General features: G+C 60.3%; 26 protein-coding genes. 12 read left to right on the top strand and 14 right to left on the bottom strand.

The features are described from left to right. Window positions 1-142 precede the first annotated feature (142 nt). On the top strand, window positions 143-1,360 hold the full coding sequence (alaC, locus tag PBDP_RS06595; protein WP_109755768.1) for an alanine transaminase: 1,218 nt from the start codon (window positions 143-145) through the stop codon (window positions 1,358-1,360). A gap of 140 nt (window positions 1,361-1,500) precedes the next feature. On the opposite strand, the gene PBDP_RS06590 is transcribed toward alaC, so the two are convergent. Together PBDP_RS06590 and PBDP_RS06585 are read right to left on the bottom strand one after the other, a co-directional pair. After that, window positions 1,501-2,853 (bottom strand): GntP family permease, encoded by a 1,353-nt coding sequence (locus PBDP_RS06590; protein ID WP_109755767.1) that lies wholly within the window; start codon window positions 2,851-2,853, stop codon window positions 1,501-1,503. Between the two features lie 91 nt (window positions 2,854-2,944). Further along, window positions 2,945-3,478, bottom strand: coding sequence for a gluconokinase (locus PBDP_RS06585; RefSeq protein ID WP_109755766.1), 534 nt, complete (start codon window positions 3,476-3,478; stop codon window positions 2,945-2,947). A 215-nt stretch (window positions 3,479-3,693) separates the two neighbouring features. On the opposite strand from PBDP_RS06585, the gene gntR reads away from it, so the two are divergent. The 3 genes from gntR to PBDP_RS06570 all read left to right on the top strand — a co-directional run bounded on the left by gntR (window position 3,694) and on the right by PBDP_RS06570 (window position 6,149). After that, on the top strand, window positions 3,694-4,725 hold the full coding sequence (gene gntR, locus PBDP_RS06580; RefSeq protein ID WP_109755765.1) for an HTH-type transcriptional regulator GntR: 1,032 nt from the start codon (window positions 3,694-3,696) through the stop codon (window positions 4,723-4,725). 156 nt (window positions 4,726-4,881) lie between these two features. Beyond that, window positions 4,882-5,436: a hypothetical protein gene (locus PBDP_RS06575; protein WP_212801980.1), complete on the top strand. Its 555-nt coding sequence runs from the start codon at window positions 4,882-4,884 to the stop codon at window positions 5,434-5,436. A 290-nt stretch (window positions 5,437-5,726) separates the two neighbouring features. Further along, window positions 5,727-6,149 carry a GNAT family N-acetyltransferase gene (locus PBDP_RS06570; RefSeq protein ID WP_109755763.1) on the top strand — a complete coding sequence of 141 codons (423 nt, stop codon included), beginning with the start codon at window positions 5,727-5,729 and terminating at the stop codon, window positions 6,147-6,149. A gap of 126 nt (window positions 6,150-6,275) precedes the next feature. Here the strand turns inward: PBDP_RS06570 and def are convergent, their stop codons facing one another. The 3 genes from def to PBDP_RS06555 all read right to left on the bottom strand — a co-directional run bounded on the left by def (window position 6,276) and on the right by PBDP_RS06555 (window position 8,129). Then, window positions 6,276-6,815, bottom strand: coding sequence for a peptide deformylase (gene def / locus PBDP_RS06565; RefSeq protein WP_212801979.1), 540 nt, complete (start codon window positions 6,813-6,815; stop codon window positions 6,276-6,278). Continuing rightward, window positions 6,812-7,762 (bottom strand): YihY/virulence factor BrkB family protein, encoded by a 951-nt coding sequence (locus PBDP_RS06560; RefSeq protein ID WP_109755761.1) that lies wholly within the window; start codon window positions 7,760-7,762, stop codon window positions 6,812-6,814. Before PBDP_RS06560 ends, def begins: the two co-directional genes overlap by 4 nt. A 175-nt stretch (window positions 7,763-7,937) precedes the next feature. After that, on the bottom strand, window positions 7,938-8,129 hold the full coding sequence (locus PBDP_RS06555) for a CsbD family protein (RefSeq protein ID WP_058545733.1): 192 nt from the start codon (window positions 8,127-8,129) through the stop codon (window positions 7,938-7,940). Between the two features lie 195 nt (window positions 8,130-8,324). Between PBDP_RS06555 and PBDP_RS06550 the strand changes: the two genes are divergently transcribed. From PBDP_RS06550 to PBDP_RS06540, 3 genes are all read left to right on the top strand, one after another. Beyond that, on the top strand, window positions 8,325-8,702 hold the full coding sequence (locus PBDP_RS06550) for a hypothetical protein (protein WP_030139341.1): 378 nt from the start codon (window positions 8,325-8,327) through the stop codon (window positions 8,700-8,702). A gap of 338 nt (window positions 8,703-9,040) precedes the next feature. Then, window positions 9,041-10,939, top strand: coding sequence for an MAC/perforin domain-containing protein (locus tag PBDP_RS06545; protein ID WP_109755760.1), 1,899 nt, complete (start codon window positions 9,041-9,043; stop codon window positions 10,937-10,939). Window positions 10,940-10,975: 36 nt separating this feature from the next. Next, window positions 10,976-11,176, top strand: coding sequence for a hypothetical protein (locus tag PBDP_RS06540; RefSeq protein WP_109755759.1), 201 nt, complete (start codon window positions 10,976-10,978; stop codon window positions 11,174-11,176). A gap of 152 nt (window positions 11,177-11,328) precedes the next feature. On the opposite strand, the gene fadD1 is transcribed toward PBDP_RS06540, so the two are convergent. Both fadD1 and fadD2 read right to left on the bottom strand, forming a co-directional pair. Continuing rightward, window positions 11,329-13,020 (bottom strand): long-chain-fatty-acid--CoA ligase FadD1, encoded by a 1,692-nt coding sequence (fadD1, locus tag PBDP_RS06535; protein WP_109755758.1) that lies wholly within the window; start codon window positions 13,018-13,020, stop codon window positions 11,329-11,331. A 367-nt stretch (window positions 13,021-13,387) separates the two neighbouring features. Next, window positions 13,388-15,076 carry a long-chain-fatty-acid--CoA ligase FadD2 gene (fadD2, locus tag PBDP_RS06530; RefSeq protein ID WP_212801978.1) on the bottom strand — a complete coding sequence of 563 codons (1,689 nt, stop codon included), beginning with the start codon at window positions 15,074-15,076 and terminating at the stop codon, window positions 13,388-13,390. Window positions 15,077-15,291: 215 nt separating this feature from the next. Between fadD2 and PBDP_RS06525 the strand changes: the two genes are divergently transcribed. After that, a complete protein-coding gene (locus PBDP_RS06525; RefSeq protein ID WP_212801977.1) occupies window positions 15,292-16,236 on the top strand; it encodes an alpha/beta hydrolase in 945 nt (314 codons plus the stop codon). A gap of 44 nt (window positions 16,237-16,280) precedes the next feature. Beyond that, window positions 16,281-16,751, top strand: coding sequence for a MaoC family dehydratase (locus PBDP_RS06520; RefSeq protein WP_092166033.1), 471 nt, complete (start codon window positions 16,281-16,283; stop codon window positions 16,749-16,751). Between the two features lie 129 nt (window positions 16,752-16,880). Here the strand turns inward: PBDP_RS06520 and PBDP_RS06515 are convergent, their stop codons facing one another. The 4 genes from PBDP_RS06515 to PBDP_RS06500 form a co-directional block, all read right to left on the bottom strand. Further along, window positions 16,881-17,744 (bottom strand): efflux RND transporter periplasmic adaptor subunit, encoded by an 864-nt coding sequence (locus PBDP_RS06515; protein WP_212801976.1) that lies wholly within the window; start codon window positions 17,742-17,744, stop codon window positions 16,881-16,883. 9 nt (window positions 17,745-17,753) lie between these two features. Beyond that, window positions 17,754-17,960: a DUF1656 domain-containing protein gene (locus PBDP_RS06510; RefSeq protein WP_003198565.1), complete on the bottom strand. Its 207-nt coding sequence runs from the start codon at window positions 17,958-17,960 to the stop codon at window positions 17,754-17,756. Continuing rightward, on the bottom strand, window positions 17,947-19,947 hold the full coding sequence (locus PBDP_RS06505; protein WP_212801975.1) for an FUSC family protein: 2,001 nt from the start codon (window positions 19,945-19,947) through the stop codon (window positions 17,947-17,949). The genes PBDP_RS06510 and PBDP_RS06505 overlap by 14 nt, the downstream gene beginning before the upstream one ends. Window positions 19,948-20,170: 223 nt before the next feature. Further along, entirely contained in the window at window positions 20,171-20,635 is a 465-nt protein-coding gene (locus PBDP_RS06500; RefSeq protein WP_109755753.1) for a PA2169 family four-helix-bundle protein, read from the bottom strand. 206 nt (window positions 20,636-20,841) lie between these two features. Between PBDP_RS06500 and PBDP_RS06495 the strand changes: the two genes are divergently transcribed. Further along, window positions 20,842-21,078, top strand: coding sequence for a DUF3820 family protein (locus PBDP_RS06495; RefSeq protein WP_027912035.1), 237 nt, complete (start codon window positions 20,842-20,844; stop codon window positions 21,076-21,078). Between the two features lie 17 nt (window positions 21,079-21,095). Further along, entirely contained in the window at window positions 21,096-22,283 is a 1,188-nt protein-coding gene (locus tag PBDP_RS06490) for an aminotransferase class V-fold PLP-dependent enzyme (RefSeq protein WP_163855069.1), read from the top strand. A 233-nt stretch (window positions 22,284-22,516) separates the two neighbouring features. On the opposite strand, the gene PBDP_RS06485 is transcribed toward PBDP_RS06490, so the two are convergent. From PBDP_RS06485 to zwf, 3 genes are read right to left on the bottom strand one after another with little or no spacing between them, the layout of a single operon-like run. Continuing rightward, window positions 22,517-23,182: a bifunctional 4-hydroxy-2-oxoglutarate aldolase/2-dehydro-3-deoxy-phosphogluconate aldolase gene (locus PBDP_RS06485; protein ID WP_109755751.1), complete on the bottom strand. Its 666-nt coding sequence runs from the start codon at window positions 23,180-23,182 to the stop codon at window positions 22,517-22,519. 17 nt (window positions 23,183-23,199) lie between these two features. Next, a complete protein-coding gene (gene pgl / locus PBDP_RS06480) occupies window positions 23,200-23,913 on the bottom strand; it encodes a 6-phosphogluconolactonase (RefSeq protein ID WP_212801974.1) in 714 nt (237 codons plus the stop codon). After that, window positions 23,900-25,369, bottom strand: a complete 1,470-nt coding sequence (zwf, locus tag PBDP_RS06475) for a glucose-6-phosphate dehydrogenase (RefSeq protein WP_109755749.1) — start codon at window positions 25,367-25,369, stop codon at window positions 23,900-23,902. Before zwf ends, pgl begins: the two co-directional genes overlap by 14 nt. 196 nt (window positions 25,370-25,565) lie before the next feature. Here zwf and PBDP_RS06470 point away from each other — a divergent pair, with 196 nt between their 5' ends. Further along, window positions 25,566-26,426, top strand: coding sequence for a MurR/RpiR family transcriptional regulator (locus PBDP_RS06470; RefSeq protein ID WP_170842276.1), 861 nt, complete (start codon window positions 25,566-25,568; stop codon window positions 26,424-26,426). Window positions 26,427-26,549 lie beyond the last annotated feature (123 nt).

The following is a 26,549-nucleotide window of genomic DNA, read 5'->3' as shown; positions in this document are numbered from 1 at the left end:
GCGAGGCCGACAGTGTCGTCGAAAATAGTTGCGCGCCGCTACTGGACAATTGGCCATCAGCGCCATTATCTTCCGCCACAGGCCACCGCAGTGGCCAACGTCGCTCGGACGGTTCCGGGCGCTCACGTATCTCGAGGCAACAATGGCCGAACAAGGTTCGCCGCGCCGCTTTGCGCGCATCGATCGACTCCCCCCCTATGTATTCAATATCACTGCCGAGCTGAAGATGGCTGCGCGTCGGCGCGGCGAAGACATCATCGACTTGAGCATGGGTAACCCCGACGGCGCCACGCCCCCGCACATCGTGGAAAAACTGGTCACCGTCGCCCAGCGTGAAGATACCCACGGTTATTCCACCTCCAAAGGCATCCCGCGCCTGCGCCGCGCCATTTCGCGCTGGTACAAGGACCGCTATGAGGTGGACATCGACCCGGAAACCGAAGCCATCGTTACCATCGGCTCCAAGGAGGGGCTGGCCCACCTGATGCTGGCGACCCTGGACCAGGGCGACACGGTACTGGTGCCCAACCCCAGCTATCCGATCCACATCTACGGTGCGGTGATCGCCGGCGCCCAGGTGCGTTCAGTGCCGCTGGTGCCGGGCGTGGATTTCTTCGACGAACTGGAACGGGCCATTCGCGGCTCGATCCCCAAGCCAAAGATGATGATTCTCGGCTTTCCCTCCAACCCCACCGCCCAGTGCGTGGAGCTGGACTTCTTCGAACGGGTCATCGCCCTGGCCAAGCAATACGACGTACTGGTAATCCACGACCTGGCCTACGCCGACATCGTCTACGACGGCTGGAAAGCCCCGTCGATCATGCAGGTACCCGGCGCGAAAGATATCGCGGTGGAATTCTTCACCCTGTCCAAGAGCTACAACATGGCCGGCTGGCGCATCGGTTTCATGGTGGGCAACCCGGAACTGGTCAGCGCCCTGGCGCGGATCAAGAGCTACCACGACTACGGCACCTTCACGCCGCTGCAAGTGGCCGCCATCGCCGCCCTTGAAGGCGACCAGCAATGTGTGCGCGACATCGCCGAACAGTACCGCCAGCGCCGCAATGTGCTGGTCAAGGGCCTGCATGAACTGGGCTGGATGGTGGAAAACCCCAAGGCGTCGATGTATGTCTGGGCCAAGATCCCCGAGGCTTATGCACATCTGGGTTCACTGGAGTTCGCCAAGAAGCTGTTGGCCGAAGCCAAGGTCTGCGTCTCGCCAGGGGTGGGTTTCGGGGAATATGGGGATGATCACGTGCGCTTTGCGCTGATCGAAAACCAGGACCGGATTCGCCAGGCTGTCCGTGGCATCCGTGGGATGTTCCGGGCGGATGGCTTGATAAACAAACCTGGCGCCTGAAACAAAACCAGGCTGATCAGCAGAAACAATGTGGGAGCGAGCTTGCTCGCGATGGCAGACAGACAGTCAATACTTGTGTCGACTGTCACACCGCTATCGCGAGCAGGCTCGCTCCCACAGTTGTTATGCGCTGCTGTAAGTCAGACCACCAGCGACAGCAACAGGATAAAGATCAAGCCCACCACGGACAGGATGGTTTCCATCGCGGTCCAGGTCTTGAAGGTTTCGGCCACGGTCATGTTGAAGTACTGCTTGACCAGCCAGAAGCCTGCGTCGTTGACGTGAGACAGGATCAACGAACCGGCACCGGTCGCCAGGACCAGCAGCTCACGGTTCACGCCTGGAATCATCCCCACCACCGGCACCACGATCCCGGCACCGGTAATGGTCGCCACCGTCGCCGAGCCCGTCGCAATACGAATCACCGCTGCCACCAGCCAAGCCAGCAGGATCGGGGAAATCTGCGCACTCACCGCCATGTGACCGATCACATCGCCCACGCCGCTGGTGACCAGCATCTGCTTGAAGCCACCACCGGCACCAATGATCAGGATGATCGCAGCGGTCGGCGCAAGGCTGGCGTCCAGCCATTTGAGCATCTGGCTGGAACCGATGCCTTGTTTGTAGCCGAAGGTGTACAGCGACAGCAACAGCGCCAGCAGCAAGGCCGAGATCGGGTGGCCGATCATGTCCATCCAGGCGCGGAAGAGGTTGCCGTCCGGCAGCGCCACGTCAGCGAAAGTCTTGAGCAGCATCAGGAATACCGGCGACAGTACGGTGATCAGGGTGATGCTGAAGCTTGGCAGCTCGGCGGAGTTCGTCTCGCGAGCCAGTTGGTCCACCAGTTCCTGATTCGGGTGACCGGGGATGTGCTTGGCAATGAACGTACCGAAGATCGGCCCGGCAATGATGGCGGTTGGCAGCGCGACGATCAGGCCATAGAGAATGGTCTTGCCGATGTCGGCGCCAAACACACCAATCGCCAGCAGCGGCCCCGGGTGCGGTGGCACCAGGCCGTGGACCGCGGAAAGACCGGCCAGCAGCGGGATACCGATCTTGATGATGGACACGCCAGTGCGGCGCGCGACGATGAACACCAGCGGGATCAGCAACACGAAGCCGATTTCGAAGAACAGTGGGATGCCCACCAGGAACGCGGCGAACATCATGGCCCACTGCACCTTGTCCTTGCCGAAGGCGCGGATCAGGGTCTGGGCGATCTGATCGGCCCCGCCCGACTCGGCCATCATTTTGCCGAGCATCGTGCCCAGCGCCAGGATGATGCCGACAAAGCCCAGCACGCCACCGAAGCCGTCCTGGAACGCCTTGATGATGGTGCCGGTCGGCATGCCCGACGTCAGGCCGAGGAACGCGGCGGCGATGGTCAGGGCAATGAACGGGTGGAACTTGAACTTGGTGATGAGGATGATGAGTCCGATCACCGTGACCACTGCATCGAGCAGCAGGAACGTCTCGTGGGACATGCCGAACATGGGAGGTGTCTCCTGATTTGTTGTTGTTATTGAAGCAGTTATTGGTTAGCCGTCGGGGTAGCGCTATCTTTCTGACGCAAACTTTTGAAACTCAGCTGGCAAGCTTCAAACCATGGTCCAACCACCAGACGTAAGCCTGATGCGCCAGTTCATCCACACTGTGGCTGGACGCATCCAGAGCCAGGGTCAGGGGCTCGCCGACAGGGGATTGAAGGGTGGCAAACTGGCTGTCGATCAGGGTCGACGGCATGAAATGGCCGGGACGATGGGAAACGCGATCGGCGGCCACTTCGGGGGTCAATTCAAGGAATACGAAGCCCAGGCCTGGCAAGGCGCTGCGCAGACGCTCGCGATAACTGTGCTTGAGGGCCGAGCAGGTCAGCACCGGGCGCTCGCCCAAGGCATCGACACGGCGCAACTCGTCGCAGAGGCTGTCGAGCCAGCCGGCACGGTCGTCGTCGTTCAAGGGGATACCGGCGCTCATCTTCTGGATGTTGGCCGCGGGGTGGAACGTGTCGCCTTCGATGGCGGTGGCGCCGCTCAACTGGCACAGGGCCTGGCTGACGCAGGTTTTGCCGCAACCGGCAACGCCCATGATGACCAGGGCGGAGATGGGATTATTCATGTAACACCTCAGCGCGCAGACAGCGCTACCTTTGCCAGTTATGACACCGCAGCAAAAGCAGAAGTTGCCGACGCCTTCTTGTCATTTTTGTGGTTGCAGCATGTTCGTTCACGACGCCAACGGACGGGGCTCAGGCAAACCCCACTCACGCATTTGCAGACGCGTCGAGACAGCGCTACCTTAGTGCCTTGATTTTTGTTTGGCAAGCCGCCCTGATGACCGCCCCTAAAAACGATAAGAATACTCGCACCACTGGTCGCCCTACGCTCAACGAAGTCGCACGCCTGGCCGGTGTCAGCCCGATCACCGCCTCCCGTGCCCTGCGTGGCGTCAGCACCGTCGCCACTGAGCTGGTGGAAAAAGTCCGCCAGGCCGCCGTGGAGCTCAACTACGTCGTCAACCCCGCCGCCCGAGCCCTGGCTTCGGCCCAGAGCCATTCGGTGGTGGTGCTGGTGCCGTCGTTGTCCAACCTGTTGTTCATCGACACCCTGGAAGCCATTCATCGGGTGCTGCGACCCAAGGGCTTCGAAGTGGTGATCGGCAATTACCACTATTCCCGGGACGAAGAAGAAGACCTGTTGCGCAACTACATGGCCTACCAGCCGCGTGGTTTGCTGTTGACCGGTTTCGACCGCACCGAAAGCGCCCGACGCATGATCGAGGCCAGCAATATCCCGTGCGTGTACATGATGGAGCTGGACCCTGGCGCGGGGCTCAACTGCGTCGGTTTTTCCCAGCTCAAGGCCGGCGAAACGGCGGCCGAGCACTTGATTTCCAAAGGGCGCAAGCGCCTGGCCTACATCGGCGCGCAACTGGATCAGCGCACCCTGCTGCGCGGCGAAGGCTTTCGTCGCGCCCTGCAGAGCGCCGGGTTGTATGACCCGGACCTGGAAGTGCTGACGCCGCGCCCGTCCTCGGTGGGCCTGGGCGGCGAGCTGTTCCTGCAACTGCTGGCCAGTCATCCGGACGTCGATGCGATCTTCTTCGGCAACGACGACCTGGCCCACGGCGCCTTGTTCGAGGCACTTCGCTGCGGCATCAAGATTCCCGAGCAAGTCTCGGTCCTGGGTTTCAACGACCTGCCCGCCTCGGCCCACATGGTGCCGCGCCTGAGCAGCATCAGCACCCCACGGGAAGCCATCGGCCGCCGCGCCGCCGAACAAATGCTGACGTTGATGGCTGGCAACCGCATCACGCAGCCGGTGGTGGACATGGGCTTTGAGCTCAAGGTCCGCGAAAGCACCTGATACCCACAAACGCGGTCGATCCATGCCGTCCGCCGGCAAGGGTTGGCCGCCCCGCCCGCCGACCGCCTGCGCACAACCCATGACACAGAGGCCTTGCGGCGACGGCACGGGAATTGCTCCTGCCCATCGCTCAGCCATTACCCACAGGTGTTCATCATGTTGGTCAGTGCAAAACAGCAAGCGATGGTCTTGCCGCTCAAACGCCCGGGCGAAGACCCTACCGCCGAAGCCGCCAGCGGCCTGCAAAGCGCCGCGTTGCAGGCGTTGCGCGATAACGTCCAGGCCCAGGCGAGCCAGGGCAGTGCCCAGGTCCAGGACTCCTTCACCCGACAAGCCACGCAACAGGTCAACGCCGCCACCGCCATCAGCGACAAGGTGGACGAGGCCTTCGCCAAGACCCGCGTACAATTGCAGACCGTGGCTTCGCCAACGGCCGAAGAAACCAAGGCGCTTGGCGGCTCCGCGACAGCAGCATTCAAGGACTACATGAGCAAGACGCCCGAAGAGCGCCTGCGCGACAGCATCCTTGAAGAAATGGGCATTACCGAGGAAGAGTTCGAGGCAATGCCGCCCGAGAAGCAGATGGCGGTCAGCCAGGAAATTGCCCAGCGTATGCAGGACAAGTCGGCGATGGCGCAAGTGGAAAAGGCCCAGGAAAGCCGCACCGACGACAAAATCTCGGCCACGGACATGTTTCTGGCTTCGCTTTGAGCCTCGACGCATTGCATAGCGTTTGAGCTGGGGTTAGCGCCCCAGCTCATCCTGAGGTCAATCAAGACGGTAGCGGTTCAATGACCGAACAGGTTCACCTTCTTGGTTTTTTTGTCGGCGCGTTTTTCATCGGCGGTCTTCGCCGGTTTTTTCTTTGCCGCTTTTTTTGAATCCATGCCTTTGGCCATGATACGTACTCCAGTCATACGGGATGTGAAGTCAGGTATACACCTATCGCCGCACTCGCGTTCTTTTATAATCGCCCTCCCCTTATCGCCCTCGACCCTGCCATGTCCGAAATCCACTACACACAGCTCCAAGAGCCGCTGTGGCCGCTGATGAACAAGTTTTACCGCACCCACCAATCCTCGATGAAAGCGGTTCGGGAAGCGCAGCTATGGGTGGCGCGGCGGGATGAAATCGTCGCCGCACTGTGCTTGCGACCGGTGTCGGGCGGGCATTGGTTGACGGGGTTGTTGGTCGACCCGGCGTATCGCGAACAAGGGATTGCGGCGCGGTTGATCGCTGAAGCGGTGAAGGGTGTCGAAGGACCGGTGTGGCTGTTCTGCCACCCGGATTTGCGCGGCTTTTATGAGCGACGTGGTTTCAGCTTCGACCCTGAACTGCCCTATGCGATGGCTGAGCGTCTGAGCCGGTATGCGCGCAGCAAGCCGATGATTGCGATGGGGCTTGAGTCAAAAGTACTCTTCTGAAATTCAATACAATCCATTGTGGGAGCGAGCCTGCTCGCGATTCCGGTTTAACATCCAGCAGATGAGCTGACAGGTACACCGCTATCGCGAGCAGGCTCGCTCCCACAGGGGGGGGGTGGTGATTCGTCAGTCGTCCGCAGTCGGGTCCAGGTCGGGAAACATCACCTCGGTAAACCCGAACTTGCTGAAATCCGTTATCCGCGAAGGGTACAACCGCCCGATCAGGTGATCGCACTCATGCTGCACCACCCGCGCATGGAACCCCGAGGCCACTCGCACGATCGGCTCGCCCTTCGGATCAAAACCTTCGTAGCGAATGTGCTGGTAGCGATCCACCGCCCCACGCAAGCCAGGCACCGACAGGCAGCCTTCGAAGCCCTCCTCCATCAGTGGACTCAGCGGGGTAATCAACGGATTGATCAGGATGGTCTGGGGCACTGCCTCGGCGTCGGGGTAACGCTCGCTGTGCTCGAAGCCGAAGATCACCAGTTGCAGGTCGACGCCGATCTGCGGCGCCGCCAGGCCGACACCGCCAACGCTTTCCATGGTCTGGAACATATCGTCGATCAATTGCCACAACTCTGGGCTGTCGAACATTTCGACAGGCACCGGCGGGGCGATGCGCAGTAGGCGTTCGTCGCCCATTTTCAGGATTTCACGGATCATGGTCGGGCTTCGTCAGGATGGGTGAGAGGAATGGAATGGTCGCGGCCCAGGCCCGACACATGCTGTTTTTCGTGCTCGCCCGCGCTCTTTTCGCCCGGGTTCTTGCCCTCGCTAGACATGTGTTCGATCACCGCATTCATCTCCGCGCCAAGCAACAGCACCGCCGAAGAAATATAGAAATACAGCAACAACACGATGATCGCGCCGATGCTGCCGTACATGGCGTTGTAGTTGGCAAAGGTCTTGACGTAAAACGCGAAGCCCAGGGAAGCGATGATCCACACCACCACCGCCAGCACCGACCCCGGCGTGATGAAGCGAAACTCCTGCTTGACGTCGGGCATCACGTAATAGATCAGGGCCACGGCCACCATCAGCAAGATCACGATCACCGGCCAGCGCACGATGGTCCAGAGCGTGACGATGAACTCCTCCAGGCCGACCTGGGCCGCGATCCAGCCCATCACTTGCGGCCCGAGCACCATCAGCGCCGCAGCCGCCAGCAGCATGCCGGCGATGCCGACCGTGTAGAAGATCGATAGCGGAAAGCGTTTCCAGGCCGGGCGGCCTTCCACCACATCGTAGGCGGCGTTCATCGCGCTCATCATCAGCCGCACGCCCGCCGAGGCGGTCCACAGGGCAATGACGATACCCACCGACAACAACCCGCCCTTGGATTGCTGGAGCTGGTCGATCACCGGGTTGACCTGCTCCAGGGCCTGGGGTGGCAGCACCAGCTCCGATTGCAGGCGCAGCCAGGAGAAGAAGTCCGGCAGGTGCAGGAAGCCGATCAACGCGATCAAAAAGAGAATGAACGGAAACAGCGAGAACAGCATCTGGTACGCCAATGCCGAGGCGTAGGTCGACATCTCGTCGTCGAGAAACTCGGTCACGGTACGCATCATCACACGATGCAAGGGCAAGCCTTTCAAGGCCGGGAACATCATGTGCGTCTCCTTTCGCCGCAAAAAAGGAAGGTCGCCTGGCGACTCACGGGTTTGCTATCCAAGACAAAAGTAACCTGTTTGGCGACTTTGGAACAATTTCCCCGGTGCAAGTTCGAGCCGACATGAAAACGGCCACCCGCAGATGGCCGTTTCAATCGATTTTTCAACAGGCCGGTTATGCCTCGTCAACGCCTTTCTTGACTGCATCCTTGGCCTTGCCCACGGTTTGCTGGGCTTCACCTTTTTTCTCCTGGACCACGCCCTCGGCGCGCATGCGGTCATTGTCGGTGGCCTTGCCGACGCCTTGCTTGATGTTGCCGACGGCTTCGTTGGCAACGCCCTTCACTTTATCGCTCGTGCTACCCATGATGTTTCTCCTGTGAACAACTGTACGAAAAGTCATTACATAAGGGTTGACCGAGGCCGTTTGCGGGGAGTTTCATTTTTTCAGCAGCGCATTTCATCGTCAGATGCAGGTTGCGCTTTATGTTTGCCGATCCACCCCCGAGAATGCCCCACGTATTCAGGCTGCGCCCTGAAGCTCCAATCTCGTAGGAACGTTATGAAACTCGATAAAAAGCAGGCCATCGCCCGCAGAAACCAGGAACTGGGCGGCGCCGTACTGGGCGTCAATAACTGCCACTTCAGCGAATTGAACCGCAATCGCAACATCTTCTGGTTCGATATCCCGGTGGCGCGCCTGGCCATCGGTCAATACGAATGGATTCATCTGTTGCTACACACGCCAGCCACCGATGAGCTGCTGCACCTGAAGGTGCCGACCGTGTTCCTGCGCGAGAAGATGGAAGGCCTGGAAGTGCGCAACCAGGGCAAGCGCAAGGCAGCCCTGAGCCTGGAACTGAGTGCCGACAAGGATTCCTACCTGCAAGACATGCGGCCCGGTGGCACCAACCTGGATTTTGCGCAGTTCCGGTTGTAGCGGGTAGCGGCGCAGGGGCTTAATCCCCTCCTCACAGGTTTTGTGCTTTGCAAGAAAAATCCGATACCTGACCAGGTGTCGGATTTTTTTATGCGTCTCGCTTGGGCACTGGAACTGCCCAACACCCTCGAACAGGCCCTTGAACAACCCTGCACCAGCAACGCGGTTCCCGCGCTGCGGCTCGTTCATTTCTCATCGTTGCGTCTGATACCAAACTGATACCGAGCTGATACCGCCGTGGCCTGTCGCCATGAGCGTCGTCGCCTCATATTGGCTCCACCCGATAAGGCCAAGACAAGGCATACATCTATCAATCCATTATTGGGCAGGAGCAAACCATGAATAACAAAATGGATATACCAGGCGTCCTCCAAGCCGCGGATTACAACAAGCTCAACGGCGATCTCGGCTATGGTCGAAACCGCCTCAGCGCAGCCCGGGCACCGGATGAACGCGTATTTGACCCGACCTCCGGCGCCGGCATCAAACGGCACACGGATACCCGACGCGAAGATTACTCATCGTTCTTCCAATCGATTCTGGACTATCGCCACACAACAAAGGCCGAATTCAATTCGAGTGCCAGCTACGGTGAATTTTCCGCCGAATTTCACCTCAACTTTGAAAAGAAATATACCTCTCACCAAGACAACACGGCCGCCGTGCGGACCCTGCGCCTCATCTTCGGCGGCGCGAAACTCGATGCGGTCTCGGACGCGGCGCTCTCGCCCAGGTTCAGCGAAGAAGTCGCCCGCCTGCCGACGGCGTTCACCCCCCAGGACGCGCATGAGTTCTATCGGTTCTTCGACCTGTTCGGGACCGACGTGGTGACCTCGATCACCCTGGGCGGCAATCTGTACTTCCAGGCCCTGGTGCAGAAATCCAAAGTGACGGAACTCGAAAAGATCAAGGTCGAACTGGAGGCCGAGTACGGCATCTTCTTCACGGCCGACGGTTCGATCGACGATACGGTCGAGCGCAAGCAATACATGGAGAGCCGCGACGCCTCGGTCACCACTGAGGGCGGCGACAACGACATCTTCTCCGACGTCATCTTCACCAAGCCGAAAAAGTATGACGGTAAGACGAACCAATGGATCGCTTCGGTGGGGAAAAAACCGGTAGTCGTCGGGCGAGAATTCAAGCCTGTCTACGCCTTCATTGCCGACAAGCAGCGGCGCATCGCGGCACAGACGGCCTTGGAACACTATAGGGGCCGCTCGCTGAGCGTCCATTCGACCTGGCGCTACAGCAGCCTCGACGTCGGCAACGTGACACGGCAAGCGCTTGCGAGCGGAGCCGTCGGCACGCCCGGGATCAAGGTGCGGGTGGTTGATCGCAAGACATTGCAGGGCCGGGAAGAGCATTTCGCAGCCCCCGCCATCGGTAGCGCCGTGTCCGACATCAACCAGTTCTGGAATACGTTCAAGTCCGGTGTCGAGTCCATGGGACTTGAGCACGCCATCGTACTGCTGGCGACGCAATTCTGGCCGCGGGAAAGCCGCTATAGCCCGCCGGATCACATCATCGCGTTCCTGAAGAATAAATGCGGCGGCTCGGAGGCGACACTGCATCGCTGGCGCGACGATTCCCTTCGCTGCGTGCCATGCCCCTATGCCGGAGCCAGCTATGGGCTGATCGGCTACGGCAACGGCACATCCCATGACAAAGGTGGGGATGTCTACGTGATCGGCTTCGGCGATCCGGAACGAACACTGCGCACGGAGCTAGAGATTGACGCCGACCTCTATACCACTGAAGACGGTACGGCGAAGTTCACTTGCAACGACATCTTCAAGGGGCAAGCCATCCCCTTCGTGAAGTTCCGCAGCCACCATTGGAACACCTGGCAGATCGCCGTCGACCCCCATGTCCCGGAGCGCATCACATTGGAAGACGATAGCGCGGGCGATGGCGCCAAGGCGCTGTGGTACGCGCAGCCGGCGGGGCCAAAATACGGCATGCACCCCTTCTATCTGATCAACGCCCAGACCTGCGGGGTTCTGCAATGGGACAGTGGCGGCGCGGCCCAGGAGAAGGAAGCCGTGTTGCGCCCCTTCGTGCCCAATCTCGATATCAACCTGTGGGACCTGCGCTACCCCTACATTTTGTGCCTGTCTTACCAGCCGAATTGGGACCTGCGCGCCTTTGGAGATCGGCGCGTGAAGGTGGCGTCGTACCGTGGCCAGGACACGGAAATGCGCTGGTCGCCAAGTAACGTCAGTCGTGTGCTCTGACCCCTATTTGAAACTCTATCTGAAAGGAGTATTGAAATGCCTAAGGGATACCAGTCGTTTCTGCAGAAATCGACCCGCACTACCTACTGCAGCAAAGAGAAATATGCCAATCACGACCTCTCTGCAGTATGGGTCGCCGCTGCATTGAAGCACTTTAAAATCGAGGCCTCGGACACCAAGGACTATAAATTCCCTCTCGACAGCCAGCCGGCCCGAGCCAAGATCTGGCCGGCCTGAACGCAAGTGTTCCAGGTGCCGTGAAGGAAGGAGCTGACCCGCCACTTCGTTCACCGGCGGGAATGTAAAAAACCCGGTTCTTGGCGGCAATGCCAGTCAGTCAAGTTGACTGGCATTGCCGCCAAGAACCGGGCTTTTCATTGGCAACGGTCTTACTTCTTCAGCCCCAGCTTCCTGAGCTCTTCGTCACGCAATTCGCGCCGCAGGATCTTGCCCACGTTGGTGGTCGGCAACGCGTCGCGGAACTCCACGGCCTTGGGCACCTTGTAGCCGGTGACGTTGGCGCGCATGTGTTCCATCACCTGTTCCTTGGTCAACGTGACACCCGGCCGTGCGACGATGAAGATCTTGATCGCCTCGCCGGACTTCTCGTCCGGGATGCCGATGGCCGCGCATTGCAGCACGCCCGGCAGGGTTGCCAACACATCTTCCAGCTCATTGGGGTACACGTTGAAGCCGGAGATCAGGATCATGTCTTTCTTGCGATCGACGATGCGCATGTAGCCGTCTGGCTGGATCACCGCGATATCGCCGGTCTTGAGCCAACCTTCGCTGTCGAGGATCTCGTCGGTGGCTTCCTGGCGCTGCCAGTAGCCCTTCATGACCTGCGGACCTTTCACACACAATTCGCCGATTTCGCCCAACGGCTGTTCGACGCCCGCGTCATTGATCACCTTGCACAGCGTCGACGGCACCGGAATGCCGATGGTGCCGACCTGGATGTTCTGGATCGGGTTGACGGTAGCCACCGGGCTGGTTTCGGTCATGCCATAGCCTTCGCAGATCGGGCAGCCGGTCACCGCTTTCCAACGTTCAGCCGCTGCCAGTTGCAGGGCCATGCCGCCGGACAGGGTGACTTTCAGTGCCGAGAAGTCCAGCTTGCGGAAGGCTTCGTTGTTGCACAGGGCCACGAACAGCGTATTGAGGCCGACGAAACCGCTGAACTTCCACTTCGACAACTCCTTGACCATCGCCGAAAGGTCGCGCGGGTTGCTGATCAGGATGTTGTGGTTGCCGATCAGCATCATCGCCATGCAATGAAAGGTGAAGGCATAGATGTGGTACAGCGGCAGCGGCGTGATCAGCACTTCGCAACCTTCATTGAGGTTGGAGCCCATCAGCGCCTTGCACTGCAACATGTTCGCCACCAGGTTGCGGTGGCTGAGCATCGCGCCCTTGGCCACGCCAGTGGTGCCGCCGGTGTATTGCAGCACAGCCACATCGTCGCTGGTGGGGTTGGCTTCGTTCACGGGTTGGCCATGACCTTTGCTCAGCACGTCGTTGAACTTGACGGCCTTGGGCAAGTGGTAGGCCGGGACCATCTTCTTGACGTACTTGATCACGCTGTTGATCAACAGGCGCTTGAGCGGCGGCAGCAGGTCGGCGACTTCGGTGACGATGACGTGCTTGACGCCCGTCTTGGGCACCACAGTCTCGGCCAGGTGCGCCATGTTCGCCAGGCACACCAGCGCCTTGGCCCCGGAGTCGTTGAACTGGTGTTCCATTTCCCGCGCGGTGTACAGCGGGTTGGTATTGACCACGATCAGCCCGGCGCGAATAGCACCGAACACGGCCACCGGATACTGGAGAACGTTGGGCAGTTGCACAGCGATTCGATCGCCCGGCTGTAAATCGGTATGCTGTTGCAGGTATGCGGCAAAGGCCCCGGACAACTCGTAGAGTTCACCGTAGGTGATCGTCTTGCCGAGGTTGCTGAATGCCGGCTTGTCGGCAAAGCGTTGGCAGGACTGCTTCAACACCGCCTGAATATTCGGATACTCATCTGGATTGATGTCGGCAGCAATCCCAGCTGGGTACTTATCCTTCCAAAAGTCTTCGATCATGGAAGCCCACTCCTCAGCAACGCGAATTCTCACCGCATTTGATGCGATTATTATTGGTGTGTTTATTGGTGAATCTGGCTTGAATCAAGGCCGAGAAGTCACAAAAGCGCGCCGAGAGTAGCAGCTTTGCCAAGGGTCGCCTAGAGCCAAAAGTGGGCCTAACGGTCATAAACATGACTCAAGAATGTGCAATGGTCACTTTTAGAGTAAAAATTCCAAAACTCACTAAATCGCTCTGAATACACAAACAGCTGTGGGAGCGAGCCTGCTCGCGATTGCGGTGTACCAGTCAACATCTCTGTCACTGATATACCGCAATCGCGAGCAGGCTCGCTCCCACAGGGTCTTCTACGGGACCTCTCTGGCGTCAGGCGATATCCCGCAACTCCCGCCGCAGGATCTTGCCCACCGGCGTCATCGGCAGCGACTCTCGCAACACGATGTGCTTGGGAATCTTGTAGCCGGTGAAATTCTCCTTGCAGTAGGCCTTGAGCTCTTCAAGGCTGACCCCGCTTTCGCGCGCCACCACGAACAGTTTTACCGCCTCCCCCGAGCGCTCGTCCGGCACACCGATCACCGCACAGTTGGCCACCTTGGGGTGGGCCATCACCACGTCTTCGATCTCGTTGGGGTACACATTGAAACCCGAGACGATGATCATGTCCTTCTTGCGGTCGACGATGCGCACGAAACCGTCCGGGTCGATCACCGCGATATCGCCTGACTTGAACCAGCCCTCACTGTCCAGCACTTCGGCCGTGGCCTCGGGCTTGTTCCAGTAGCCTTTCATGATCTGCGGGCCCTTGATACACAGCTCGCCGCGCTCGCCCAGGGGCTGTTCGACACCTGCGTCGTCGATCACTTTCATCAGCGTGCCTGGCACCGGCATTCCCACGGTACCTAGCCGGGACTTGCCGCCATAGGGATTGGCACAGGCTACCGGCGAGGTTTCGGTCAGGCCATAACCTTCGGTAATGCCGCAGCCGGTGATCTGCTCCCAGCGCTCGGCGGTGGCCTTGATCAGCGCAGTGCCGCCAGAGTTGGTGACCTTGAGGTGGGAAAAATCCAGGGTCTTGAAATCCGGATGATCCATCAGCGCCACGAACAGCGTGTTGAGCCCCAGCAGCAACGAGAAACGCCAGTTCTTCAGTTCCTTGATGAAACCACCGATGTCCCGTGGATTGGTGATCAGCACGTTGTGGTTACCGGTCACCATCATGCACATGCAGTTCGCCGTGAACGCATAGATATGATAAAGCGGCAGCGGCGCGATCATGACTTCCTGGCCTTCGCGCAGCAGTGGATGACCGTCATCGCCGAGCTGCCCCAGGCAAGCCCGGGCCTGTTGCATGTTGGCCACCAGGTTGCCGTGGGTCAGCATCGCGCCCTTGGCCAACCCGGTGGTGCCGCCGGTGTATTGCAGCACTGCAATATCATCGAGACTGACTTTCAGCGGCTTGATGCCCTGGCCACGTCCCAGGCGCAAGGCGCTCTTGAAGGAAATGGCCTGGGGCAGCGAATAGGCCGGGACCATTTTCTTGACCTTGCTTACCATCGTGTTGACCAGCCAGCCCTTGGCGCCGGGCATCAGGTCGCCCATCTTCGCTTCGATCAGGTACTGCAGGTCCGTATCGGGCAGCACCTCCTGGACCTTCTGCCCGAACATGTTCAAGTACACCAGCGCGCGAGCACCGGAGTCCTTGAACTGATGACGCATTTCCCGCGCGGTGTACAGCGGGTTGGTATTGACCACGATCAGCCCGGCGCGCAAGGCACCGAACACGGCGATCGGGTATTGCAGGATGTTGGGCATCTGTACCGCGATACGATCGCCCGGTGCCAGGTCGGTATGGGCTTGCAGGTAACCGGCGAAGGCCGCGCTGTAGCGTTCGAGCTCGGCATACGTGAGGGTTACCCCCATGTTGCTGAACGCCGGACGGTCGGCGAATTTCTTGCAGGAACGCTCGAACACCTCGACCACCGACTTGTAGCCCCCAAGGTCAACATCCAGGGGCACGCCGGCCGGGCGTTTGTCATTCCAGAAATCAGGCTGCATTGTTTTTGTCCTCTTTACCTGAGCGTATCCGGGCCGCTTCTGTGTCGCTTGCAGAGGCGGAGCTCTTGGGACACTAGCAGCTATGGCCAATCAGGCAAATATGGCGACCTGCGTCATAGATTGTGTGAATCTTCCTGCCTCGGTTCAGACGAGACGCAACGGATGCGCTATACAATGCTGCGACGCTGCGTCTGACCTTGTGCAAAGGAATCGCCATGATCCACCAAACGTTCTGGCTGACAGCAACCGACCATAGCCGCCTGTTCGTCAACCAGTGGTTGCCCGACACCGCCCCATTGGCGGTGATCATGCTGGCCCACGGCATGGCCGAACACAGCGGTCGCTACGCACGCCTGGCCCAGGCGCTGTGCGACGCCGGCTACGGCGTCTGCGCCATGGATCTGCGCGGCCACGGCAAGACCGGCGAGCAAGCGATTCTCGGCCATTTTGCCGACGAGGACGGCTGGGCCAAGGTCGTGGGCGACCTGGCCAGCCTCAACCACCATATCGTCCAGCAATACCCCGATACCCCCATCCTGCTGCTGGGCCACAGCATGGGCAGCTACATCGCCCAGGGTTACCTGTTACATCACAGCGCCAGCCTGCACGGGGCGATCCTCAGCGGCTCGAACTTTCAGCCGGTGGCGCTTTACCGCAGCGCTCGCCTGATCGCCCGCTTCGAACGCTGGCGCCAGGGTGCCACGGGGCGCAGTGCCCTGATCGAGTGGCTGTCGTTCGGCAGTTTCAACAAGAAATTCAAACCCACGCGTACCCCCTTCGACTGGCTCAGTCGCGATCCGGCCGAAGTCGACAAGTATGTCCACGATCCGCTGTGCGGCTTTCGCTGCACCAATCAACTGTGGGTCGATCTGCTCGGCGGGTTGCAGCAAATCAGCAAAGCGTCCAATCTCGCCCAAATCGATCCGGGCCTGCCCCTGCTGGTGATCGGTGGCGAATGTGATCCGGTGAGCGAAGGCAAGCGTCTGAAGGATCTGGCTGACGCTCTGCGTGACGCCGGCAGCCAGCACCTGCAATTGACGATTTACCCGCAGGCCCGGCACGAATTGTTCAATGAAACCAACCGCGATGAAGTGACCGCCGATGTGCTGGCCTGGATAGCCCAGGCCCTGAGCCACAAACGGCCGCCACGCAGCGAGTAGGCTTGCAGCATTTTTCCTTTACTCTGTCACAGGATCTGAAACAGATGACCCAGGTTACCAACACCCCTTACGAAGCCCTCGAAATCGGCCAGACCGCCAGCTACAGCAAGACCGTCGAAGAGCGTGACATCCAACTGTTCGCGGCGATGTCGGGCGATCACAACCCGGTGCACCTGGACGCCGAGTTCGCCGCAGCGAGCATGTTCAAGGAGCGCATCGCCCATGGCATGTTCAGCGGTGCGCTGATCAGCGCGGCGGTGGCCTGCGAGTTGCCTGGGCCGGGCACCATCTATATCGGCCAGCAGATGAGCTTCCAGAAACCGGTAAAGATCGGCGACACCCTGACCGTGCGCCTGGAAATCCTGGAGAAAATGCCGAAGTTCCGTGTGCGCATCGCCACGCGCGTATTCAACCAGCGCGATGAACTGGTGGTGGACGGCGAAGCCGAAATCCTCGCCCCGCGCAAACAGCAGACCGTGACCTTGCCGACGTTGCCGGCGATCACAGTCGGCTGATTACCACCCTCTAAAGTGAATGACATGTGGCGAGCCACTGTGTGGGAGCAAAGCTTGCTCGCGATGCAAGCGCCTCGGTTCCCTGAGAGACCGAGTCATCTTCATCGCGGGCAAGCCTTGCTCCCACATTTATGGCTGGTCTTCGCGCACCTGCACGCTCGCCGTCATCCCGGCACTCAGATTCACCCCTTCCGGCACCTTGTCCAGCTTGATCCGCACCGGTATCCGCTGGGCCAGGCGCACCCAATTGAAGGTCGGCTCGACCTCTGCCAGCAACTGCGCATCGGGGTTGGTGTTGCGGTCGGTAATGCCACGGCTGATGCTTTCGACATGGCCTTCCAAGGCATGGCCGGCACTCATCAGCCAGATCTTGACCGGATCGCCCACACGAATCCTGGGTAATTTGGTTTCTTCGAAATAGGCCTGCACATAGAACGTCGAGTCATCGATCAGTGCCATGACCGGCTGCCCGGCATTCACGTAGTTGCCTTCGGCCAGGCGCAAGTTGGTGATGTGGCCGTTGCGTGGGGCCAGGACCTGACTGCGGGCCAGGTTGAGCTCGGCCACCTTGGTCTCGGCCTGGGCTTCGCGCAGTTCGCCTCGGGCGATGCCAGCGTTGATCTGGGCGTTTTCCCGCAGTTCGGCACTGATGGCCTGAGGCCCCAGGGCCGCGCGGCGACTGGCTTCGTGTTCGCGCAGGCTCAGTTGCTGCTGGCGCGTCTGGACCACCGCCCGGGCTTTCTCCAGCGCCGCCTCGAAACGCTCACGGTCGATACTCAGCAACACATCGCCGGCCTTGACCTGCTGATTGTCCACAGCCTTGAGTTCGCGCACCCAACCCGACACATCGGGTGCAATCACCACCACGTCGGCACGGATCCGCGCATCACGGGTCCAGGGCGTGAGCATGTAGTACTGCCACAGGTGAAACCCGGCGAAGATCGCCACGGCCACCATGCACAGCGTGACGGCAACACGTACGGAGGTACGCATGTTCAACTCCTATAGCGGCCCGAGGACCACGGTAATAACGGTCAGGACACAGACATACAGGGCGCAGTCGAACAAGGCTTCATGCCAGATCCAGCGCCCGGCCGGCACCAGGCTGAGCAACAGGCGCAACGCGCCGGTCACCAGCAACGCCAGCACCACATAAATCAGGAACGGGCTGAGCAACACCCCGCCAATCGACCACTCACGCAAGCCCATGGCTGTGCTCCCGTCGTTCAGGTTCGTGCTGGTGGCACCAGGCGCGCCAGCTGTTTTGCAATTGCACCACCGCGCCCTGGGCCAGCTTCAAGGCGTCACCGGGTGGTTGGGTCGACAACACGTTCAGGAACTCCGTGCTCGCCGCAGCCAACGCATCGGCCTGGTCACCGGCCGGGCCGCGTTCGAGCACCTGCTCCAGCGCTTCGAAATAACGCCGCTGCGCCCGGGTATCGGGTACTTGGGCGACGGCCAGGCTCAGGCGCAGATGCAACAGCTCATCGCCAATGTCCAGGCCAAGCAAACCATCATCCCAACGGCTGCGCGCCTGCACCGGCAACTCAGGGTAATGCCGCGCCAACTGCAACAGCCGGTCGGCCATGCGCCCGCCGAACCAGCTCTCGGCACCACGCAGGCTGCGACGGGTCAGGCGCACCAGATCGTGGAGGGTCGCGGCCAGCAGACGGCGGCTGTGCCAGGCCGGATTGCGCAAAATCAGCAGGTTGAAAGCCAGCACCGCCGCGCCTACGCCAATCATCATTGCCTGGGCATTGTTGAAGAACGCCGCGACGTCGTATTTCATGGTATTGAGTGGTGAAACCAGCACGACAAAATGCAGGCAGAACGATGTCGCGGTGGCGAAGATCTGCGGCTTGGCCATACCCAGCGCACCGAAAAACAACGGCACGCCCATGGCCATGCAGAGCATCGCAAAACTGCTCCATTGCGGTAGCACGAGCTCACCGATCACAAATGCCGTCGGCACGGCCAACAGGATGCCCCGCAGAAAACTCATGCCAATCTGCGCGCCGTTTTCGCGACTGGCAAACAGGCTGCACACCACGCACGTCAGCACCAGCGCACCCGATGCGGCGGGCCAGGCGGTCGCCAGCCAGAAACAGGCGACCGCCAGGAATGCCAGGGCGCTGCGAGCACCGAAGACCATAGCCAGGGACAGATCACGATGGGGCGCCAGGGTTCGCGGCGGATCCGCCGCTTCCCTGCCCTCCTGTACCGCCGTCAAGGCGGCGCAGGCGGCCAGGGCGGTATCGAGCAACAAGGCGAACCGTGCCAGGCAGTAACTTTGCGCCGAGCTCATCTGGGGGTCGTGAGACGCATCCCATACCCGGGGGCGCAAGGCTTGCAAGGTCGCACTGTCGGCGTCGAGGGCTTGCCGCACCTCGTTCATCCACGGCTGGAGGGCCTGCGCCTCCTCGGGCTCAAGCTGTTTCCACTGCCGGCGCACCGAACGCGAAAGGCGCAGCAGCATCAGCAATTTCTGGCTCAAGCCGCTGATGGCCCGGGCTCGCTGTCGGCCACGGCTACCTTCGAACCAGGCATGCTCGCGCTGGGCATCCACCGCGACAATCCTGCCAAGAATTTCCAGCAAGCCTTTACGGGCCTGGGCATCGCCAGCCAGGGTGGCACGGGCGGCCTGCATGCCACTCTGCCAGGCAGCAAAAGCCTGGCCGGCCAACTGGCGCTCGACCCGCAACGGCCAGAGCAAGGCACTGGCCGCCGTGGCGCAGACGATGCCCAGGCTGATCTCAGTGCAGCGCGCCACCGCCTGGTCGAACACACTCAGCGGATGGGAAATGGCCGGCAGCGCAATAATCGCCACCGTGTAACCGGCCAACACGAATGAGTACGACCAGGCACTGCGCAGCAGCGTCGAACAGGCGGTGCACAACCCCAGCCAGAGCGCCAGGGCCAGCAGGAACAGCCACGGCGCCTGGGCAAACAGCCCCATGAACAGCACCGACATGACGGTGCCCACCAGCGTGCCGACCAATCGCGCCAAGCCCTTCTGTATCACCATCCCGGACAGGGGCTGAGCGACGATGATCGCGGTCATCAGCGCCCATGACGGCTGCTCCAGACCCCAGCGCAACGCCAGCCACAACGCCAGCCCAGCGCCAAGCACGGTCTTGGTGGCGAACTGCAAAGCGAGGCGGTCAGGGGCAAACAAGGCCTGGAAGGTTATGGGCACGCGAAAAACTCTTTGGGGGACGCCAGTAACAATAGATGCAATGCGGGGAGATAGCCGATGCAATTATTAGCTAGCTACCTATTAAGAGTCCACAGCTGATTATTGTGGATTCAACAACACACTGTTTCTATCTGGCGCCACAACAGTGGTCACCTTGAGCCTGAGTCGTCCCCATAAAAAAAACGCCAGGCAAGCTGGCGTTTTCTGGATCAGGACGCGTTATTTAGCTGGCACGTGCCTGGTTGCGCAGAGCCTTGACCTGGTCATGGTTGCGTTGCACACCGTGGTACTGACGCTCAACCAGGTCACGAATACCGACCAGGTTGTGCTTGGTGATTTTCTCCAGTGCTTCCTTGTAGGCCTTGAGCGCATGGTCCTCGCCACGCTCGGCTTCGTTGAGCACCGCTTCTTCATCCTTGCCGGTGAACATGGACTTCACGTCCACCCAACGACGGTGCAGGTCACCGGCGACGCTGGTGGAGGTTTCCGGATCGCCACCCAGCGAGCGAACGGCAGCTTGCAGCTCGGCCGCCGCGGTTGCGCAATCAGCGGCACGTTGAACGAACAGAGACTTGAGTTCCGGATGCTTGATGTCTTCAGCGCAGGTCTTGAAGCCTTCCTGGCCATCTTTACTGGTCTCGATCAGGTCGTTCAAGACGGAGATGGATTCTTTGTTGATGTCAGTCATTTTTCAGTTCCTTTGCTTGGTGAATAGAAAACCTGCAAGGGATATTGCATCGGCCGTGCCAGCCGAATAATCGATATAATTCCGTTTAAAATCAATCAGTTATCAAAAAAGAAGAAATCTGTATCCGCGTTATTTGCATGATCTGTCATTTGGCCTGCATGCAGAATGCCTGTATTTTCCAAGCTGTTTGAATCAAGACGATTGCCATGAACCCGGAAAAGCTCGAACTGCTGGTCACGCGCCAGATGCCCTTCGGTAAATACAAGGGTCGAATCCTGGCTGACCTGCCTGGTCAATACCTGAACTGGTTCGCCCGCGAGGGTTTCCCTCACGGTGAACTGGGTGGTTTGCTGGCACTGATGCAGGAAATCGATCATAACGGACTGTCGGACCTGCTCGATCCATTGCGCGCCAAACACGGCAAACCCAAGCCTCGCCCCTGACCAGTTGAGCCCCCGTCATGCCCGAAAACACGCTACGCGCCCACGATGAAGCTTTCTGGCAGACGTTTGTCGGTCGCTACGACGTCGATCCCGCCGGGCCACTCAATCTGGAGAACGGCTACTTCGGCCGCATGTCCCGTACCGTGGTGGAGGAATACCAGCGCCATATCGAATTCATCAATCGGGGCAATTCGGTGTACGTGCGCCAGCATTTCGACCGTGGACACGGTGAAGCCATTCGTCAGCAGATCGCCCGGCTGATCCACGCTTCCCCCCAGAGCGTGGCGTTGGCCGGCAGCGCGGTGGATGCCTTGCAGACGCTGATTCGCAACTACAACGGTCTGAAGCCGGGCGACCAAGTGCTGATCTGCGATCTGGAATATGCCTCGGTCAAAAGCGCAATGCGCTGGCTGGCTCGCCAGCGGGGCGTGGAGGTGATCGAAATCGTCCACCAGCACCCTGCCAGTTTCGAAAGCCTGGTGGGCACTTATCGCGAAGCATTCATTCGCTACCCGCGTCTCAGGCTGATGGCACTGACCTACGTTAACCACCTCACCGGCCTGGTCATGCCGGTCCAGGCCATTGCCGAGAGCGCCCGGGAGTTTGCCGTCGATATCATTCTCGACGGTGCCCACGCCCTGGGCCAGATTGATTTCGACCTGAAGAAGCTGGGGATCGAATTTGCCGGGTTCAACCTGCAGAAATGGATCGGCGGCCCTCTCTCCCAGGGCTTCCTGTACATCGCGCCGCAGCGGTTGGCCGACATCGCCCCGGACATGGACGAAGACAGCTACCCCTCCACCGACGTCCGCTCGCGCACGCCCCACAGCACGCCCAATATCCCGGCCTTGCTCACCCTGCCCCTGGTCTTCGAAGAACACCGGAGCCTGGGCGGCGCCTTGGCCAAAGGCGCGCGCCTGTGCTACCTGCGCGACCTGTGGGTGAATGCCGTGCGCGATGTGCCGGGCATCGAAGTCATGACCCCGGATGACCGGCGTCTCTATTGCGGCATCACGGCGATGCGCTTCACCGCCCATGTCGATCAACAGGCGATGGCCGATCGACTGCTCAATGAGCACGGGATCTTCACCGTGGTGCGCAATACCAGCGTCGGGCCGTGCATCCGCATAACCCCGGGGCTGATTACCTTGGCCAGTGATATCGAGCGGTTGACTGCGGCGCTGATCAGCCTGAGCCAGACATAGTTGTGGCGAGGGAGCTTGCTCCCGCTGGGCTGCGCAGCAGCCCCAAAAAGGCACGATGAGATTGACCTGGCGGACCGTGGTGACAGGTTTCAGGACTGCTTCGCAGCCCAGCGGGAGCAAGCTCCCTCGCCACAGGAAATCTGTGCCGGCACAAAAACCCGGGCAAAAAAACGGCGCGCCGACCAAGCGCACCGTAAAGCCGTAGAACACCCAACGAGGTTTCGGTAAAGCAATCAGTCCAGCAGCGCCAGGGCCTCGGCGGTGCATTCCTGGATGCGAGCCCAGTCGCCGTTCTTGATCCACTCCGGATCAAGCATCCAGCTTCCGCCCACACACATCACGTTCTTCAACGCCATGTAGCTCTTGATGTTGGCCGGGCTCACGCCGCCGGTCGGGCAGAACTTCACTTCGCCGAACGGGCCGCCCAAGGCCTTGATGGCCGCGACACCGCCGCTGACTTCGGCCGGGAACAGTTTGAAGCGACGATAGCCCAGGCCGTAGCCCTCCATGATGCCCGAAGCGTTGCTGATACCTGGCAGCAACGGGATCGAGCTATGGACGCTGGCCTCAAGCAAATCACGGGTGATGCCTGGGGTGACGATGAACTGCGAGCCCGCGACCTCGGCGGCCTCCAACATGTGACGGTCAAGCACCGTGCCCGCGCCGGTCACCAGTTCCGGACGCTGCTCGCGCAGCACCTGGATGGCCTTGAGGCCGTATTGGGAGCGCAGCGTCACTTCCAGCGCCGTCAGGCCACCGGCGGCCAGGGCATCGGCCAGTGGCAGGATGTCCTGTTCGCGGGCGATGGTGATCACCGGCAGGATCCGCGCCTTGGCGCAGAGGCTGTCGATCAGGGCAACTTTGTCCGCCATGGAAACGGTCGGGGATGGGTTTGTCATAGCGGCTGATCCTTGGTTCATGGGCACCAGTAAATCTCTAACGTAGGTTGCAAAAACGCGCGGATTGGCATTTCGGCGACATCGTCACCCGCCACCGCGGCGTTCAGAGTGGTCAATTTCGACTGACCGGAAATCGACAGCACTTTGTGTTGCGCCGAAGCCAGCAAGGCGCGGCTCATGGTCAAGCGCTGGTGTGGCACGGTCGGCGCCAGCATCGGCCAGCAACGGCGCGTGCCGTTGGCATCCAGGGCTTGCGCCAGGTTCGGGCTGTCAGGGAACAGCGAGGCGGTGTGCCCGTCATCGCCCATGCCCAGTACCAGTACATCGATAGGCGGCAGCTCGGCCAGCAAACGATCGGCCTGCTCGGCAGCCGCTTCCAGGTTGGCGCTGGCGCTGTAGAGGCTGAGGAACTGGGCCTTGGCCGCGGCGCCTTGCAGCAGGTAACGCTTGAGCAGGCCGGCGTTGCTGTCAGCGTGTTCAACCGGTACCCAGCGCTCGTCGGCCAGGCTGACCACCACTTTGGACCAGTCCAATGCCTGCTTGGCCAGGTGCTGGAAGAACGCCACCGGGCTGCGGCCACCGGATACCACCAGGGTCGCCGTACCGCGCGCGTCTATCGCGTTGCGCAACTGCTCGGCCACGTTCAGCGCCATGCCTTCAGCCAGCAGCACCGGATTCTTGAATTCATGGGCGCTGACGCCCTGGGGCAGTTTCACTTCAGATATCGCCATACCACGACCTCCCATCCCGCGTGATCAGTGCAATGGAGCTCATCGGCCCCCAGGACCCGGCCGCATAGGGCTTGGGCGCATCGCCGGATTTTTTCCACCCGGCGATCAACTGGTCACACCACGTCCACGCGGCTTCAATTTCGTCTTTACGGACAAACAGGTTCTGATTGCCGTTCATGACTTCCAGCAACAACCGCTCGTAGGCATCGGGAATCCGTGCGCTGCGATAAGTGTCGGAGAAGTTGAGTTGCAGCGGACCGCTGCGCAATTGCATGCCCTTGTCCAGGCCCTGCTCCTTGGTCATCACCCGCAAGGAAATCCCTTCGTCCGGTTGCAGGCGGATGATCAGCTTGTTGCTGATCTGCAAACGCTGCTCGGGGGCGAAGATGTAGTGGGACGGTTCCTTGAAGTGGATGACGATCTGCGACAGCTTCTGCGGCATGCGCTTGCCGGTACGCAGGTAAAACGGCACCCCGGCCCAACGCCAGTTGCGGATGTCGGCGCGCAGGGCGACGAACGTCTCGGTGTCGCTCTGGGTGTTGGAGTTGGGTTCTTCGAGGTAGCCCGGCACCGCCTTGCCCTCGCTGTGACCCGCGATGTACTGGCCGCGCACCACCTGGGTGGTCAGGCCTTCCGGGCTGATCGGCGCCAAGGCCTTGAGCACCTTGACCTTCTCGTCACGGATGCTGTCGGCGGACAAATCGGCCGGTGGGTCCATGGCGATCAGGCAAAGCAGCTGCAGCAAGTGGTTCTGGATCATGTCCCGCAGTTGGCCGGCCTTGTCGAAATAGCCCCAGCGGCCTTCAATGCCGACCTTCTCGGCCACGGTGATTTCCACGTGGGAAATGTAATTCTGGTTCCACTGGGTTTCGAACAGGCTGTTGGCGAAGCGCAGCGCGATCAGGTTCTGGACCGTCTCTTTGCCCAGGTAATGGTCAATGCGATAGGTGCGGTTTTCCGGGAAGAACTGCGCCACGGCATCGTTGACCTTGCGCGAGGACTCCAGGTCCGAGCCGATGGGTTTTTCCAGCACGACCCGAGTGTTTTCGCTCAAACCGACCTTCGCCAGGTTCTCGCAGATCGCCCCATACACCGCCGCAGGGGTGGCGAAATAGGCAATGACCTGCTGGGTCGAACCGACCGCTTCGGCCAGGGCGACATAATCGTCGGCCTTGAGGAAATCCACGTGCAGGTAGGTCAATCGTGCCAGGAAGCGCTCGAGTACGGCTTCGTCCAGGTCTTTTTCACCCACGTAACGACGCAGCTCGGCGGCGATGAATGTCAGGTGCTGCTGCTCGCTACCGGGTTCACGGGCCAGCGCAATGATCCGCGTGTCCTCGTGCAACAATTGGGCGCCATCGAGCTGATACAGGGCAGGAAAAAGCTTGCGCAAGGCCAGATCGCCCAACGCGCCGAACAAGGCAAAGGTGCACGGTTCAACCGTAATCGAAGGCATGATGTTTGTTCTTTTATCAAGTTAAACTACAAATACCTTTTTTCAAGGTATCACTCAAGGAAAAATGTAGTAATAACCACAACATTTTTCGAAAATACCGATTCCGAGTGGTGGTCCGCCGGAGCCATCAGTAGGATAGGCCACCGCAAAGGGTCGTATCAAAGACCCGTCTTTCTAGGAATCTTGTATGGACCGCGTGCGAAATTTACTGGAACAGATCCAGAGTCGCCTTGAAGACCTGAACAAGGCTGAACGCAAGGTGGCCGAGATCATCCTGCTCAACCCGCAGCAGGCGACCCGCTTCAGCATCGCCGCCCTCGCCCAGGCCGCTTCGGTCAGCGAACCGACCGTCAACCGTTTCTGCCGCTCGTTCGGCGTCAGCGGCTACCCGGAGCTCAAGCTGCAACTGGCCCAAAGCCTGGCCAGCGGCGCCGCTTATGTCAGCCGTGCGGTGGAAGCCGACGACAACCCGGAAGCCTATACCCGGAAAATCTTTGGCAGTGCCATTGCCTCGTTGGACAGCGCCTGCCAGGCCCTTGATCCCAATTTGATCAGTCGTGCCGTGGACCTGTTGATCCAGGCCCGGCAGATCCACTTCTTCGGCCTCGGCGCCTCCGCCCCGGTGGCGCTGGATGCCCAGCACAAGTTTTTCCGCTTCAATCTGGCGGTGACCGCCCACGCCGACGTGCTGATGCAGCGCATGATCGCCTCGGTGGCCCATACCGGCGAACTGTTCGTGATCATTTCCTACACTGGCCGCACCCGTGAGCTGGTGGAAGTGGCGCGCATCGCTCGGGAAAACGGCGCTTCGGTGCTGGGCCTGACCGCCGAAGGCTCGCCCTTGGCCAAGGCCAGTACCCTGAGCCTGAACATTCCGTTGCCCGAGGACACCGACATCTATATGCCGATGACCTCACGGATCATCCAGCTCACCGTGCTGGACGTGCTCGCCACCGGTATGACCTTGCGCCGAGGCGTGGACTTCCAGCCACACCTGCGCAAGATCAAGGAAAGCCTGAATGCCAGCCGGTATCCGGTGGGGGATGAGTTCAACTGATCGGACCTGAGTGCTTTATTGCCTGACAGGCCGTCATCGCGAGCAGGCTCGCTCCCACAACTGGATCTTTGGCGTTCACAAAACCCTGTGGGAGCGGGCTTGCTCGCGAAGGGGCCAGCCGCC

This window comes from Pseudomonas sp. St290 (assembly GCF_018325805.1).
In the GTDB taxonomy this organism is placed as follows: domain Bacteria; phylum Pseudomonadota; class Gammaproteobacteria; order Pseudomonadales; family Pseudomonadaceae; genus Aquipseudomonas; species Aquipseudomonas bijieensis.
The sequence above is the reverse complement of the archived record's forward strand: the minus strand, read 5'-3'. Positions and strand labels throughout refer to the sequence as shown.

Bases quoted from the DNA above. Each gene is read 5' to 3' on its own strand.
- alaC (WP_109755768.1), top strand. From the start codon at position 143: ATGGCCGAACAAGGTTCGCCGCGCCGCTTTGCGCGCATCGATCGACTC.
- PBDP_RS06590 (WP_109755767.1), bottom strand. From the start codon at position 2,853: ATGTTCGGCATGTCCCACGAGACGTTCCTGCTGCTCGATGCAGTGGTC.
- PBDP_RS06585 (WP_109755766.1), bottom strand. From the start codon at position 3,478: ATGAATAATCCCATCTCCGCCCTGGTCATCATGGGCGTTGCCGGTTGC.
- gntR (WP_109755765.1), top strand. From the start codon at position 3,694: ATGACCGCCCCTAAAAACGATAAGAATACTCGCACCACTGGTCGCCCT.
- PBDP_RS06575 (WP_212801980.1), top strand. From the start codon at position 4,882: ATGTTGGTCAGTGCAAAACAGCAAGCGATGGTCTTGCCGCTCAAACGC.
- PBDP_RS06570 (WP_109755763.1), top strand. From the start codon at position 5,727: ATGTCCGAAATCCACTACACACAGCTCCAAGAGCCGCTGTGGCCGCTG.
- def (WP_212801979.1), bottom strand. From the start codon at position 6,815: ATGATCCGTGAAATCCTGAAAATGGGCGACGAACGCCTACTGCGCATC.
- PBDP_RS06560 (WP_109755761.1), bottom strand. From the start codon at position 7,762: ATGATGTTCCCGGCCTTGAAAGGCTTGCCCTTGCATCGTGTGATGATG.
- PBDP_RS06555 (WP_058545733.1), bottom strand. From the start codon at position 8,129: ATGGGTAGCACGAGCGATAAAGTGAAGGGCGTTGCCAACGAAGCCGTC.
- PBDP_RS06550 (WP_030139341.1), top strand. From the start codon at position 8,325: ATGAAACTCGATAAAAAGCAGGCCATCGCCCGCAGAAACCAGGAACTG.
- PBDP_RS06545 (WP_109755760.1), top strand. From the start codon at position 9,041: ATGAATAACAAAATGGATATACCAGGCGTCCTCCAAGCCGCGGATTAC.
- PBDP_RS06540 (WP_109755759.1), top strand. From the start codon at position 10,976: ATGCCTAAGGGATACCAGTCGTTTCTGCAGAAATCGACCCGCACTACC.
- fadD1 (WP_109755758.1), bottom strand. From the start codon at position 13,020: ATGATCGAAGACTTTTGGAAGGATAAGTACCCAGCTGGGATTGCTGCC.
- fadD2 (WP_212801978.1), bottom strand. From the start codon at position 15,076: ATGCAGCCTGATTTCTGGAATGACAAACGCCCGGCCGGCGTGCCCCTG.
- PBDP_RS06525 (WP_212801977.1), top strand. From the start codon at position 15,292: ATGATCCACCAAACGTTCTGGCTGACAGCAACCGACCATAGCCGCCTG.
- PBDP_RS06520 (WP_092166033.1), top strand. From the start codon at position 16,281: ATGACCCAGGTTACCAACACCCCTTACGAAGCCCTCGAAATCGGCCAG.
- PBDP_RS06515 (WP_212801976.1), bottom strand. From the start codon at position 17,744: ATGCGTACCTCCGTACGTGTTGCCGTCACGCTGTGCATGGTGGCCGTG.
- PBDP_RS06510 (WP_003198565.1), bottom strand. From the start codon at position 17,960: ATGGGCTTGCGTGAGTGGTCGATTGGCGGGGTGTTGCTCAGCCCGTTC.
- PBDP_RS06500 (WP_109755753.1), bottom strand. From the start codon at position 20,635: ATGACTGACATCAACAAAGAATCCATCTCCGTCTTGAACGACCTGATC.
- PBDP_RS06495 (WP_027912035.1), top strand. From the start codon at position 20,842: ATGAACCCGGAAAAGCTCGAACTGCTGGTCACGCGCCAGATGCCCTTC.
- PBDP_RS06490 (WP_163855069.1), top strand. From the start codon at position 21,096: ATGCCCGAAAACACGCTACGCGCCCACGATGAAGCTTTCTGGCAGACG.
- PBDP_RS06485 (WP_109755751.1), bottom strand. From the start codon at position 23,182: ATGACAAACCCATCCCCGACCGTTTCCATGGCGGACAAAGTTGCCCTG.
- pgl (WP_212801974.1), bottom strand. From the start codon at position 23,913: ATGGCGATATCTGAAGTGAAACTGCCCCAGGGCGTCAGCGCCCATGAA.
- zwf (WP_109755749.1), bottom strand. From the start codon at position 25,369: ATGCCTTCGATTACGGTTGAACCGTGCACCTTTGCCTTGTTCGGCGCG.